This window comes from Gemmiger formicilis (genome assembly GCF_900167555.1).
Classification (GTDB): domain Bacteria; phylum Bacillota; class Clostridia; order Oscillospirales; family Ruminococcaceae; genus Gemmiger; species Gemmiger formicilis.
In genome coordinates this window covers 24,845-38,945 of the sequence record NZ_FUYF01000013.1, presented here as the reverse complement: position 1 = coordinate 38,945, position 14,101 = coordinate 24,845, and the positions used below count along the sequence as shown (strand labels likewise).

At 62.1% G+C, this 14,101-nt stretch carries 9 protein-coding genes and 1 tRNA gene; 5 read left to right on the top strand and 5 right to left on the bottom strand.

Annotated features, from left to right (window positions below):
• Positions 1-168: 168 nt before the first annotated feature.
• Positions 169-2,643, bottom strand: coding sequence for an excinuclease ABC subunit UvrA (locus B5D32_RS10670; RefSeq protein ID WP_078785010.1), 2,475 nt, complete (start codon positions 2,641-2,643; stop codon positions 169-171).
• A gap of 237 nt (positions 2,644-2,880) precedes the next feature.
• Between B5D32_RS10670 and B5D32_RS10665 the strand changes: the two genes are divergently transcribed.
• The 5 genes from B5D32_RS10665 to lepA all read left to right on the top strand — a co-directional run bounded on the left by B5D32_RS10665 (position 2,881) and on the right by lepA (position 8,281).
• Positions 2,881-3,576 (top strand): TraX family protein, encoded by a 696-nt coding sequence (locus tag B5D32_RS10665; RefSeq protein WP_159447026.1) that lies wholly within the window; start codon positions 2,881-2,883, stop codon positions 3,574-3,576.
• A 64-nt stretch (positions 3,577-3,640) separates the two neighbouring features.
• Positions 3,641-3,716 (top strand) — tRNA-Pro (locus B5D32_RS10660).
• A 178-nt stretch (positions 3,717-3,894) separates the two neighbouring features.
• Positions 3,895-5,205, top strand: a complete 1,311-nt coding sequence (locus B5D32_RS10655) for a chloride channel protein (protein WP_078785008.1) — start codon at positions 3,895-3,897, stop codon at positions 5,203-5,205.
• 80 nt (positions 5,206-5,285) lie between these two features.
• A complete protein-coding gene (gene alr, locus B5D32_RS10650) occupies positions 5,286-6,473 on the top strand; it encodes an alanine racemase (protein WP_078785007.1) in 1,188 nt (395 codons plus the stop codon).
• Positions 6,473-8,281, top strand: coding sequence for a translation elongation factor 4 (lepA, locus tag B5D32_RS10645; RefSeq protein ID WP_078785006.1), 1,809 nt, complete (start codon positions 6,473-6,475; stop codon positions 8,279-8,281). The genes alr and lepA overlap by 1 nt, the downstream gene beginning before the upstream one ends.
• Before the next feature lie 317 nt (positions 8,282-8,598).
• Here the strand turns inward: lepA and fucO are convergent, their stop codons facing one another.
• The 4 genes from fucO to B5D32_RS10625 form a co-directional block, all read right to left on the bottom strand.
• Positions 8,599-9,747: a lactaldehyde reductase gene (gene fucO, locus B5D32_RS10640; protein ID WP_078785005.1), complete on the bottom strand. Its 1,149-nt coding sequence runs from the start codon at positions 9,745-9,747 to the stop codon at positions 8,599-8,601.
• 337 nt (positions 9,748-10,084) lie between these two features.
• Positions 10,085-10,708 (bottom strand): V-type ATP synthase subunit D, encoded by a 624-nt coding sequence (locus tag B5D32_RS10635; RefSeq protein WP_078785004.1) that lies wholly within the window; start codon positions 10,706-10,708, stop codon positions 10,085-10,087.
• A gap of 217 nt (positions 10,709-10,925) precedes the next feature.
• A complete protein-coding gene (locus B5D32_RS10630; RefSeq protein WP_078785003.1) occupies positions 10,926-12,323 on the bottom strand; it encodes a V-type ATP synthase subunit B in 1,398 nt (465 codons plus the stop codon).
• 15 nt (positions 12,324-12,338) lie between these two features.
• On the bottom strand, positions 12,339-14,093 hold the full coding sequence (locus B5D32_RS10625; protein WP_078785002.1) for a V-type ATP synthase subunit A: 1,755 nt from the start codon (positions 14,091-14,093) through the stop codon (positions 12,339-12,341).
• Between the last annotated feature and the right edge of the window lie 8 nt (positions 14,094-14,101).

The following is a 14,101-nucleotide window of genomic DNA, read 5'->3' as shown; positions in this document are numbered from 1 at the left end:
GTGCAGGATGTACAAAACAAAAAAGGCTTCCCCCTCGGGGGAAGCTGTCACCGAAGGTGACTGATGAGGGGCGAGTTTGCGCAGCAACCCTTTTACGGGCAATCACGGCAAGCTCGCCCCTCATCCGGCCTACGGCCACCTTCCCCAAGGGGGAAGGCATGATACGTTTCAAATAAATTTCCCCGTCCTGCTCTCCGGGTTCCGCTTCACCTCGGCGGGGGTTCCGCAGGCGACGACACGTCCGCCCTCCTCACCGCCGCCGGGTCCCATGTCGATGAGGTAGTCCGCGCTGCGGATGACGTCGAGGTCATGCTCAATGACGATGACCGTCGCGCCGTTTTCGATCAGGGTTCGGAATACGCCCAGCAGTGTGCGCACGTCCAGCGGGTGCAGACCGATGGTCGGCTCGTCAAAGACAAACACTGTGTCATGCTGGGCCCTGCCCATCTCGCTGGCCAGCTTCAGCCGCTGTGCCTCGCCGCCGGACAGGCTCGGCGTTTCCTCGCCCAGCGTCAGGTAGCCAAGGCCCAGATCCTGCAGCACTTTTAAGCGCTGTGTCACCAATTTCAAGTCTGTACAGACGGTCAGCGCCGTGTTGATGTCCATGTCCATGAGCTGCGGCAGCGTGCAGGTCCCGCCGTGCCTGTTCTCGTGCCGCACGGCGTCGGCGTCGCGGCTGTAGCGGGAGCCATGGCACCCGGTACAGGGAATTTCCACATCGGGCAAAAACTGCACGTCCAGACTGATGACGCCGGTGCCGTCACAGACCGGGCAGCGCAGTTTGCCTGTGTTGTAGGAGAAGTCGCCCGCCTTGTAGCCCAGCCGTTTGGCATCGGGCGTGCGGGCAAAAACCTTGCGCAGCTCGTCGTGTACATTGGCGTAGGTCGCCACGGTGGAGCGCACGTTAATGCCAATCGGCGTTGCATCGATGAGCTTTACCTGCGCGATGCCGTCGGCCTCGATAGCCCTTACGTGGGGCGGCAGCGGCTTGCCCGCCGTCTGCGCCGCCAGCGCCGGGACAAGGCTTTCCAGAATCAGCGTCGTCTTGCCGGAGCCGGACACACCCGTGACAACGGTCAGCCGCCCCTTGGGAATGTCCACCTCCAGCGGCTTGACCGTATGGATGGCGTCCGTCGAAAGATGGATGCGCCCCTCGGCAAACAGCTCCGCCGCCGAGCGGTTCCGGGGCGCAGCACTCCCCTGCCCACCCAGAAACGGACCGATTTGGGACGCCGGGTTCCCGGCCAGGTCGGCCACCGTACCCTCGGCAATGACGTGCCCGCCGCCCGCACCGGCCTCGGGGCCCATCTCGATGAGCCAGTCCGACTCCGCCAGCACCTGTGTGTCGTGATCAACGAGCACCACCGAGTTGCCGTCGGCGATCAGGTCGTGCATGACGCCGTTCAGGCCGACGATGTTGGAGGGGTGCAGCCCGATGGACGGCTCGTCCAGCACGTACAAAACACCCGTGGTGCGGTTGCGCACGGCGCGGGCCAGCTGCATCCGCTGCCGCTCACCGGTGGAAAGCGTTGACGACGCGCGGTCCAGCGTCAGGTAGCCGAGCCCCAGATCCAGCAGCCGACGTGCGGTCTCGCGGAACGAGGCGCAGATGCTCTCGGCCATGGGGCGCATCTCGGGCGGCAGGCTGGCGGGCACGCCGTCCACCCAGCCGCAGAGTGCTGTCAGCGTCATCCTGCACGCCTCATCCAGCCCGATGCCCCGCAGCCGCGGCGCACGGGCGGCCTCTGACAGGCGCGAGCCGCGGCAGTCCGGGCAGGTATCCACGCGCAGGAATTTTTCCACCCGCTTCATGCCCTTCTCGTCCTTGACCTTGGCCAGGGCGTTCTCCACCGTGTAGACCGCATTGTAATAGGTAAAGTCCAGTTCCCCGGCCTCGGGCGTGCTTTTGGCTTTGTAGAAGATATGCTTTTTCTCCGCCGGGCCGTTGAAAACGATGTCTCTTTCCCTGTCGGTCAGTTCACGGAACGGCACATTGGTGCGCACGCCCATGGCGCGGCAGACGTCGGTCATGAGCGACCACATCAGGCTGTTCCACGGCGCGACGGCCCCGTCGTCAATGCTGATGCTCTCGTCAGGCACAAGCGTGGCACGGTCCACGGTGCGGACCAGGCCCGTACCATCGCAGGTGCGGCAGGCGCCCTGGCTGTTGAAGGCCAGCTCCTCCGCCGACGGCGCACGCACAAGTGCGCCGCATTCCTGGCAATAAATCGGCTGCTCGGCGGCGACGTTCAGCGTTGGCGGCACGTAATGGCCGTTGGGGCAGCGGTGGCTGGCCAGGCGGGAGAACATGAGCCGCAGACTGTTCAGCAGCTCGGTACCCGTGCCGAAGGTACTGCGGATGCCCGGCACACCGGGCCGCTGGTGCAGCGCCAGCGCGGCGGGGACGTAAAGCACCTCATCCACCTGTGCCTTGGCGGCCTGGGTCATGCGGCGGCGGGTGTAGGTGGACAGCGCGTCAAGGTAGCGGCGCGAGCCCTCGGCATACAGCACGCCGAGTGCCAGCGACGATTTGCCCGACCCGGACACGCCCGCAATGCCGACGATTTTGTTTAAAGGGACATCGACGTCGATGTTTTTCAGGTTGTGTACCCGCGCACCGCGGATTTTTATTGCGTCAATCATAGTACCTCACACAAACAGCTCGATCACAAACACCAGCACACAGCAAATGACCGGCACAGGGAAAAGTCCTGCATCCCGCGCAGAACACCTTGCAGCAGCCCTATAGCTTCCCTGTACTTCATTATAGCGCAGGCACAGGGCAAAAGAAAGGGCGGGCCGCAAAAATGTTGCCGTGCCGCTGCAATCTTGACGCCCGCTCCCTCGTACTTTACAATGAATACGAAAGGGGTTTTTACCATGTCCCGTGATTCCATCAAGATGGTTGCCATGCTCACCATGCTTATCAACCACATTGCGAACGTCTTTCTGCCCGCCGGGCAGCCGCTGACAAATCTATGCCTCTGCATCGGCTACTTTACCGCCGTGACGATGTGCTTTTTTCTCGTCGAAGGCTACGGCTGCACCCGCTCCAAACGCCGCTACGCCGGGCGGCTGCTGGGGTTTGCCGTGCTGGCGCAGCTGCCGTATCAGCTGGCCTTTCCGGCAAACGGCATCGCCGGGTTTGTGCAGTTCAACATGCTGTTCACGCTGCTGCTCTGCTTTCTGGTGCTGCTGGTGCAGGAGAAAATTCAGGACCGCGTGCTGCGCGGCGTCTGCATCGTGCTGCTGATCTGCGCATCGCTGTTCTGTGACTGGGCGCTGCTGGCCCCGGTGTTCACGCTGCTGTTTGCCTGGGCCGGGGAAAATCGCACACGGCAGAAAGCCGCGTTCGGCGCGGCGGCGCTGCTCTACGGCGGCATGGCCGGGCTGGGCAGCGGGCAGGTGTGGGAGGCCGTCGGCTGCGCTGTGCCGATCCTTGTCTCCGCGTTTGTGATCCTGTACCTGTACAATGGCCGGCGCGCCGCCCGCGGGCGCACGTTTTACAAGTGGTTCTTCTATGCCTTCTACCCCGCGCACCTGCTGGTGCTGGGGCTGCTCCGCCTGGCTGTATGATTTTTGCCGCGCCGGGACTTGACGCCCGCACCGCTTGTGTATTATAATGGATAAGTTATAAGAACGAGGTGTTGCGCAGTTGGTAGCGCGCGTGGTTTGGGACCACGAGGCCGCAGGTTCGAGTCCTGTCACCTCGACCATCGGAATGCGCCGCAGATTCATTGAAATCTGCGGCGCTTCTGTTATTCGGTACACATGTAGGAATGTTCTTCGGCTTTCTCTGCCAAAAGGCGCTGCCGCGGTTCATTTTTCTGTTGTCTTTTCCCCACAAAAAGGCTATAATAATCTCAAATTTTGCATAGCATAGGAGGGGTCGCCTTGGAGCGAATCAAACGGTATCTGCGCAGCGCGGCGGGGTATCAGGCGGTGTGCGCCAAGTGGCTGGTGCTGGCGGCGCTGGTGGGCTGCGTGGTAGGCCCGTTGGGCGGCGCATTCGGGCTGGCGCTCAACTGGGCCAACGCCACCCGCGGCGCGCACCCGTGGCTGCTTTACCTGCTGCCCGTTGCCGGTCTTGTTATCGTATTTTTGTATCACCGCTTTGACCCGGATGGCGGCGGCTCTACGAACCAAATCTTCGTATCCGTGCGGGAGCACAAGCCGCTGACACTGCGCACCGCGCCGCTCATCTTTGTTTCCACCGTCGCCACGCATCTGTTCGGCGGGTCCAGCGGACGCGAGGGCGCGGCTCTGCTGCTGGGCGGCAGCGTATCCGGGCAGCTCGGCAGGGCGCTGCGCTTAGAAAACCGCGACTGCCGCTTAATGACGATGTGCGGCATGGCGGGCGCATTCTCGGCCATCTTCGGCACGCCGCTGGCCGCAACGATCTTCACGCTGGAGGTCGTCGATGTCGGCTCCATGCAGTACGCGGCACTGCTTCCCTGTCTGGTGTCGGCGCTGCTGGGCGTTTTCATCAGCGGCAAAATGGGGCTGGCTCCCGAGGCGTTCGTCTTACAGGCCGAGGCTGCCCCCACGCCGGACAATCTCGTCCGCGTTATCATCCTGGGTGCGCTGCTGGCCGCGTTGAGCATCTTCTTCTGTGAGCTGCTCCACGTCACGCCGAAACTGTACCGGAAATTCTTCCCGAACATCTACCTGCGCGTCGCCGCGGGCGGCGTGCTCATTATCGCCTTGACAAAACTGCTGGGCACCACCGACTACAACGGCGCGGGCGCGGCGGTCATCGAGGCCGCCATCGACGGCGAGGCCGTTCCCTACGCCTTCCTTTTAAAGATGCTGTTCACCGCACTGACCCTGGGCGCAGGCTTCAAGGGCGGCGAGATCGTGCCGATCTTCTTCACCGGCGCGACGTTCGGCTGTGTGGCCGCGCCGCTGCTGGGTCTGCCGCCGCAGCTGGGCGCGGCGCTGGGCATGGTTGCGCTGTTCTGCGGCTGCACCAACAGCCCGCTGGCGTCCATCTGCCTTGCCATCGAGGTATTCGGCGGGCAGTGCGTCTCGCTGTTTGCGCTGGCATGCGCGGTTTCCTACATGCTGTCGAGCTATTTCAGCCTTTACCGCGAGCAGCACTTCCTACATTCCAAGCTGCGCATCGTCGGCGTGCAACGGGTACACGGCCACTGGTCCGAGACGGACGCCGCACACCTGACCACAAACGACGACGGCGAAAATTAGAAAATCAGAAAACCTGAAAATTGGTTGCAGGAACGCTGTTTTCATGCTATAATAAACTGTTACGGAGGAAATGGCGCACTATGAATACACTTACCTTGGAAAAGCACTGCTGGGCCGAGATCGATTTGACGGCCCTGCGTGAAAATTATGAATATATCCGCCGCACCGTAGGCGGGCCGGTCTGTGCCGTCGTCAAGGCGGACGCCTACGGCCACGGCGATAACGTCATCGCCCGCGTTCTGCAGGAGGCCGGTGCTGCGGGCTTCGCGGTCAGTTCCCTTGGCGAGGGGCGGCACCTGCGCCGCGGCGGCATCACAACACCCATCCTGATTCTGGGCTACGCCGACCCCACCTATGCGGCTGTGCTGGCTGCCAACGACCTGATCACCACCTGCTATTCGACCGAATACGCACAGGCGCTCTCCGCTGCTGCCGTCAAGGCGGGCGTCAAGGTTAAGGTCCACCTGAAGATCGACACCGGCATGGGCCGCATCGGCTTTGCGGTGCGTTCCGGCTTTGCGGAGACCATCCGCGAGCTGGAGGCTCTCTACGCCCTGCCCGGGCTGGACATCTGCGGCGTCTTTCAGCACTTTGCGGTGGCGGACAGCGTCGAGCCCGACGACGAGCGCTACACCGACGAGCAGCACGCGCTGTTCGCGCAGGTCGTAGAGCGGCTGCGTGCGGACGGCTGCCCTGTCGGCACGGTACACTGCGCCAACTCTGCCGCACAGCTGCGCCACCCCGAGTGGCGACACGACATGACCCGCGCGGGCATCATCCTGTACGGGCTCGACCCCAGCAATGAGGTACACTTCCCCGCCCTGCAGCCCGTCATGTCGCTGAAATCCGTCGTGACCTTTGTCAAGGAGCTGCAGCCCGGTCAGAGCGTCAGCTACGGGCGCACCTTTACCGCCGATAGGCCGATGCGCGTCGCCACAGTCTGTGTGGGCTACGCTGACGGCTACCCGCGGATGCTGTCCGGCGGGCCGGACCGGGGCGTCATGGTCATCCGCGGCCAGCGGGCCCCCGTGGTCGGGCGCGTCTGCATGGACCAGACAATGGTCGATGTGACGGACATTCCCGGCGTGAAGATGGGCGACGAGGTCACGGTCTTTGGCCCGGACGGCGGCGACACGGCTGACACGATTGCCGCCAAGACACAGACCATCAACTACGAAGTCGTGTGCGGCCTTGCCCGCCGCGTGCCCCGCGTATATAAGGAAAACGGCAAGATCTGCGAGATCTGGAACAATTTGGAGGAAACCTGATGGCCCGCAAGAACATCCGCAACTTTTGCATTATTGCCCACATCGACCACGGCAAGTCCACCCTGTCGGACCGTATGCTGGAGCTGACCGACAGCGTCGACAAGCGCACCATGACCGACCAGGTGCTGGACGACATGGACATCGAGAAGGAGCGCGGCATCACCATCAAGGCCCGCGCCGTCACGATGCGCTACAAGGCCGACGACGGCGAGACCTATGAGTTCAACCTCATCGACACCCCGGGCCATGTGGACTTCCAGTACGAGGTCAGCCGCAGTCTGGCCGCCTGCGAGGGCGCAGTCCTCGTCGTCGACGCCAGCCAGGGCGTTGAGGCGCAGACGCTGGCGAACTGCTATCTGGCGCTGGACCACAATCTGGAGGTCGTGCCGATTTTGAACAAGATCGACCTGCCCAGTGCCGACCCTGACGCCGTGGCAAAGGAGGTCGAGGACGTCATCGGCCTGCCCTGCATGGAGGCACCGCGCGTCTCGGCCAAGCTGGGCATCGGCGTCAAAGAGGTGCTGGAAAGCGTTGCGCGGGATATTCCCGCCCCCACCGGCGACCCCGACGCACCGCTGAAGGCGCTGATCTTCGACTCCATCTACGACAGCTACAAGGGCGTCATCGTCTACGTCCGCATCTTTGAGGGCACGGTCAAGCCCGGCGACACCATCCGCCTGATGAGCACCGGCGCGGAGTTCCAGCTGGTGGAGGTCGGCCACATGGGCGCAACGAGCCTGACCCCCTGTGACAAGCTCGAGGCCGGCGAGGTCGGCTACCTGACGGCCAGCATCAAGACCGTGCGCGACACCCGCGTCGGCGATACCGTCACGCTGGCCGCGAACCCCACACCGGAGCCGATGCCCGGCTTCCGCACGGTCACGCCGATGGTGTTCTGCGGCATTTACCCCGCCGACGGCGCGGACTATCCCGACCTGAAGGACGCGCTGGAGAAATTGCAGCTCAACGACGCGAGCCTGATCTTTGAGCCGGAGACGAGTGCCGCGCTGGGCTTCGGCTTCCGCTGCGGTTTCCTGGGCCTGCTCCACATGGAGATCATCACCGAGCGTCTTGAGCGCGAGTTTGACCTTGACCTTATCACGACGACGCCGGGCGTCCAGTACCGCCTGACGCTGACCGACGGCACGGTGGAGGTCATTGACAACCCCTCCGCCTACCCCGACCCGACCCGCATCGTCAAGCAGGAGGAGCCGTTCGTCAACGCGCACATCTACACACCGAACGATTACGTCGGCCCGCTGATGGACCTGTGCCAGACGAAGCGCGGCGTGCTGGTCGATATGAAGTATATGGACGAAACGCGCGTTGACCTGCATTACCTGATCCCGCTGGGCGAGATCGTCTACGACTTCTTTGATGCCATCAAGTCCCGCAGCCGCGGCTATGCCAGCTACGACTACGAGTGGGAGGGCTGGCACGAGAGCAAGCTCGTCCGTCTGGACTTTTTGCTCAACGGCGAGGTCGTCGATGCCCTGTCGATGATCGTCTTTGCAGACAACGCCTACGCGAAGGGCCGCCGCATCTGCGAGAAGCTGAAGGAGAATATCCCCCGCGCGCTGTTTGAGATCCCGGTGCAGGCGGCTGTGGGCGGCAAGGTCATTGCCCGCGAGACGGTCAAGGCCATGCGCAAGGACGTGTTGGCCAAGTGCTACGGCGGTGACATCACCCGTAAGAAGAAGCTGCTGGAAAAGCAGAAGGAAGGCAAAAAGAAGATGCGCCAGCTGGGCAGCGTGACCCTGCCGAGCGAGGCGTTTACTGCGGTGCTGAAGCTGGATTCGGATTCTTAACGGGGGTTTGTTCCTTCTTTGCAAAGAAGGAACCGAAGAAATTCCAAACAAAATCACAATATTGGTAGGGGCCGGGCACGCCCGGCCCGCGGCTTTCCGGTAAAATTGCTTTTGCCGTAAGGTTGCGGGCCGCACATGTGCGGCCCCTACCCTGCTTGTAGGGAGGGGTCTTGACCCCTCCGGGCTGTTTGCGGCCATCGTCACGTTCCCGGAGCGGTCAAGACCGCTCCCTACGAACTACCCATAAACGACATAACAGCAAAAAAGAGGGTACCTGCCATTTCAGCAGATACCCTCTTACATTATGTAATACTAAATTACATCAGGCTGCGGTACAGCTCCTTGATCTCCTCAACGCTGGTGTCGCGGGGGTTGCCCGGGCAGCAGGCGTCGGCAAAGGCGGACTCGGCCAGGAACTGAACGTCCTCCTCCTTCAGGATGCCCTTCAGGTCGGCGGGGATGCCCACGTCGGCGCTCAGCTTCTTGACGGCTGCAATCGTGGCATCGGCGGCCTCGACGTCGTTCATCTCATCAATGCCGGTCACGCCCATCGCCTTGCCGACGGCACGGTAACGCTCGCCGGCCGCGGTCTTGTTGTACTCCAGACCGGTGGGCAGGATGATGGCACAGGCAACGCCGTGGGGGGTGTCATACAGGGCGGACAGGCCGTGGGCCATGCTGTGGACGATGCCCAGGCCGACGTTGGAGAAGCCCATACCGGCAATGTACTGGCCCAGAGCCATGCCCTCGCGGCCCTCCGGGGTGTTCTGCACAGCGCCGCGCAGGTTCTCGGAAATCAACTTGATGGCCTCGAGATGGAACATATCGGAGATGGTGCAGTGGCCCTTGGTGATGTAGCCCTCGATGGCGTGGGTCAGGGCGTCCATGCCGGTAGCGGCGGTCAGACCCTTGGGCATGCTGGACATCATATCGGGATCGACAACGGCGATCTCGGGGATGTCGTTGGTGTCCACGCAGACGAACTTGCGCTTCTTCTCGACATCGGTGATGACGTAGTTGATCGTGACCTCGGCAGCGGTGCCGGCGGTGGTGGGCACCGCAATGGTGAACACGGCGTGCTTCTTGGTGGGGGCAACGCCCTCCAGGCTGCGGACATCCGCGAACTCGGGGTTGTTGATGATGATGCCGATGGCCTTGGCGGTATCCATGGAGGAGCCGCCGCCGATGGTGACGATGCAGTCAGCCTCGGCAGCCTTAAAGGCGGCAACGCCGTCCTGAACGTTCTGGATGGTGGGGTTGGGCTTGATCTCGCTGTAAACGCTGTAGGCAAAGCCGGCGGCGTCCAGCAGGTCGGTGACCTTCTTGGTGACGCCGAACTTGATCAGATCGGGGTCAGAGCAGACGAAAGCCTTCTTGTAGCCGCGGGCGGTCAGCTCGGGAACGATGTTCTCGATTGCGCCGTGGCCGTGGTAGGAAATAGTGTTCAGTACAATACGACTTGCCATAGAAATTCTCTCCTTTTATTGTATCGGCTGTTTGCCGATGATTCCCATGTTCTGCCTTTATTATACCGTTATTTTTTTGACAGCGCCATTTAGAAAAGTGGCGGGGTGTTTGGGAAAATTCCACAAACAAAAAAAGCTTCCCCCTCGGGGGAAGCTGTCATCGAAGGTGACTGATGCGGGCAAAGTCTGTCATTGCAGCCCTTAAACGGGCAAATCTCCACGGGCGGATATAGAATCCGCCCCTACGGTGCCCCCACAGACGGGCAACCGCCATAAGCTCTCCCCTCATCCGGCCCTGCGGGGCCACCTTCTCCCCCAGAGGGAGAAGGCTTGAAGGTCACGCTTCTTCTTTCTCTTTTTGTGCCTTGATGACCTTCAGACGGCTGAATTCCTCGCGCTCACGCTCGCTCAGGACCTCGTCGATGGACTTGATGGTCTTTTGCATCTGGGGGATCTGCACGTTGCCCAGGGCGTTGGCGCGCTTCTGGGTCTTTTGGATGGCCTCGGCCAGACGGATGACGCTGGTCTCGACCTCGGCCAGCTCGACGGTCAGCGTCTTGACCTCATTGAACTTGAGGTAGGCCACATCCAGCGTGCCGTTGGTGGATTCCAAGTCATAGTACAGCCCCATGGGCGAGGTGGTGTTCAGGCGCAGCGTGGGCAGCTCAACGCCCATGACGCTGCGGGTGGACATCTGCACGCCGCGCTCCACCGGCACACCGGCAGCATAGCCGCCGACAGAACCCAGCATGATGTTGGCCTTTTTCAGCGCCTCATACGCCTCGGCGTAGGCCGCGCTGATGCGGTCCTGAATGCCTGCGGCGCGGTCAATCAGCTGCATCATCTCGCGCACAAGGATGTTGCGCTTGCGGTCCATCAGGTCATAGCCCTGGGTCGCCAGCGCCAGACTGCGCTTTGTCGCCATCAGGTTTGATTTTGTGGGAAAAACCTGCTGTGCCATTGGGTACTCCTTTGATAAATAATAAAGAATAAATAATAAATAAAAAAGAAAGTGGATCGCCGCTGCGCGGCTCAAAGTGCGGGCGGATATGGAATCCGCCCCTACGGTAAACCCGAAAATCGTGCAATAGCGGCAAACGGGCGGGCGAACAATGTTCGCCCCTACCTCCCCCTGCCGGGGGTGCTGCCGCGCATCCACATTTATTATTTATTATTTTTTATTTATTATTTGCTTTACTGATTCTCGCCTTCGCCGGTTCGTAATACTTATCCAGCGTCGCGGCGTCGCAGCGGTCCAGAGCGTTGCGGGGCAGGGTCGCCAGCAGCTCCCAGCCGAGGTCGAGGGTCTGCTCCATCGTGCGGTCGGTGTTGCCCTGGCCGATGAACTCCTGCTCAAACGCGCGGCCAAAGGCCATCAGCTGCTTATCGCTCTGGGACAATTCCTCCTCGCCGATGACGCTGGCCAGCGCCTTGGCGTCCTGCACCTTGGCGTAGCAGGCGAACAGCTGGTTGGACAGTGTGACGTGATCCTCGCGGGTGTAGCCTGCGCCGATGCCGTCCTTCATCAGACGGGACAGGCTGGGCAGCACGGACACAGGCGGATACAGGCCGGTGGCATCCATGCCGCGGTCCAGCACGATCTGCCCCTCGGTGATGTAGCCCGTCAGGTCGGGGATGGGGTGGGTAATGTCGTCGCCGGGCATGGTCAGGATCGGGATCTGGGTCACAGAGCCCTTGCTGCCCTTGATGATACCGGCGCGCTCGTACAGGCTGGCCAGATCGGAATACAGGTAGCCGGGGAAGCCTTTGCGGCCCGGGATCTCGCCCTTGGAGGACGAGAATTCACGCAGGGCCTCGCAGTAGCTTGTCATATCGGTCAGGATGACCAGCACGTTCTTGTTCAGGTCAAAGGCCAGATACTCGGCCACCGTCAGCGCGGCGCGCGGGGTGATGATACGCTCGATGATGGGGTCGTTGGCGAGGTTCAGCAGCATGACAACGCGCTCCATCGCGCCGCAGCTCTCGAAGCTCTCGCGGAAATACGACGCAACGTCATTCTTGACGCCCATAGCGGCGAACACGATGGCGAAGTCCGACCCGTCGGCCACGCTGGCCTGACGGACGATCTGGACGGCCAGCTCGTTGTGCTTCATGCCGGAGCCGGAGAAGATCGGCAGTTTCTGGCCGCGGATCAGCGTGGCCAGGCAGTCAATCGAAGAAATGCCGGTGTGGATGTAGTTGCGGGGGTAGACACGGCTGACGGGGTTGATGGGCGCGCCGTTGACATCGCGGCGGGCGACGGGGTAAATGTCACCGAGGCCGTCAATGGGGCGGCCCAGACCGTCCAGCACGCGGCCCAGCAGCTCGGGGCTTAAATCCATCATCATCGGGTGGCCGGTCAGCACCGTGCGGTTGTTGACAAGGCTCAGCCCGCGGGTGCCCTCAAACACCTGAATGACGCAGCGGTCACCATCGACACGGACAACACGGCCCACGCGGGTCGAGCCGTCGTCGAGGTGCAGCTCTGCCATTTCGTCATACTGGACGCCCTTGACGCCGTCCAGCACGACCAGACTGCCGTTGATTTGGGAAAGTCCGATATGTTCCAGAATCATGTTGTTCCCTCCTCATCAGCCCTGGGCCACGGCGGCCAGCTTGGTGTCGATTGCTTTTTGCAGCTCGTCCAGCTTGCTCAAATCGTCGTTGGGCACGGTATACTTCATCTGGACCAGCTCGTCAAACAGGCCGGTGGCCAGCAGACGGCTGACAGGCACCTGCTTGGCGACGAGTGCGGCGCACTTGTCGTACAGGTACAGAATGGTTTCCATCATTTTCAGCTGCTTTTCCAGCGGGACGTAGGTGTCAACCGCGTGGAAGGCGTTCTGCTGCAAAAATCCGACGCGGATGACGCGGGCGATCTCAATCGTCAGCTTCTGGTCGTCGGGCAGCACGTCAGAGCCGATCAGCTTGACGATCTGCATCAGATTGTTCTCCTGCAGCAGCAGGTTGGCGATGCGCTCACGGCAGGACATGAAGTCGTGGCCGACGTTGTCGTAGTACCAGCCGCCGAGGTCACCCAGATACTCGCTGTAGGAGTCGTTCCAGTTGATGGCGGGATAGTGGCGGGCGTAGGCCAGCGACTTATCCAGCGCCCAGAAGCAGCGGGTGAAGCGCTTCGTGTTCTGGGTGACAGGCTCGGAGAAGTCGTTGCCCTGCGGGCTGACAGCGCCGATGACGGAGACAGAGCCTTCCGCGCCGTTCAGCGTCTTGACGTAACCGGCGCGCTCGTAGAACTCGGCCAGACGGCTGGGCAGGTACGCGGGGTAGCCCTCGTCGGCGGGCATCTCCTCCAGACGTCCGCTGATCTCACGCAGAGCCTCGGCCCAGCGGGAGGTGGAGTCGGCCATCATGGCGGCGTGGTAGCCCATGTCGCGGTAATACTCGGCCAGCGTGATGCCGGTGTAGATAGAAGCCTCACGGGCGGCGACAGGCATGTTGGACGTGTTCGCGATCAGGACGGTACGGTCCATCAGGCTCTTGCCCGTGCGGGGGTCGACCAGCTCGCTGAACTCCTGCAAAGCCTGCGTCATCTCGTTGCCGCGTTCGCCGCAGCCGACGTAGATGATGATGTCGGCGTCGCACCATTTTGCGATCTGGTGCTGGGTCATCGTCTTGCCGGTACCGAAGCCGCCGGGGATGGCCGCAGCGCCGCCCTTGGCCAGCGGGAACATCGTATCGATGACACGCTGACCCGTGATCAGCGGGCGGGGCGAGGTCATGCGCTCGGCAGACGGGCGCGGGGTGCGGATAGGCCACTTCTGGCAGAGGGTCAGCGTGTGCTCCTTACCCTTGGCATCGGTCAGCTTGACGATAGGCTCGTTGACGGTGTAGCTGCCGTTGTCGGCCACCCAGGTGACCGTACCGGAGACCGTCGGCGGCACCATGCAGCGGTGCTCGATGGCCGGGGTCTCGGGGCAGGTGGCGTAGATCTGGCCCGCGGTCAGGGTGTCCCCCTGCCGTACGGTCACGGTCACGTCCCACTTGGCGGCCTCGTCCAGAGACGGCTCATGCGCACCGCGCTCGATGAAGCTGCCCATGTGCTGCTCGATGGCGGGCAGCGGACGCTGGATGCCGTCATAGATATTGCGCAGGATGCCGGGGCCGAGGGTCACGGACAGCGGACCGCCCGTGCTCTCGACAGGCTCGCCTGCCTTCAGGCCGCCGGTCTCCTCATAGACCTGGATGGTGGTTTCCTTGTCGTTCATGCGGATGACCTCGCCGACAAGGCGTGCCTTGCCGACATAGACCATCTCCATCATTTCCAGATCGGTCTTGCCCTTGATGGTGACAACGGGGCCGTTGATGCTGTAAATTGTATTTTTCATAGCTTTGC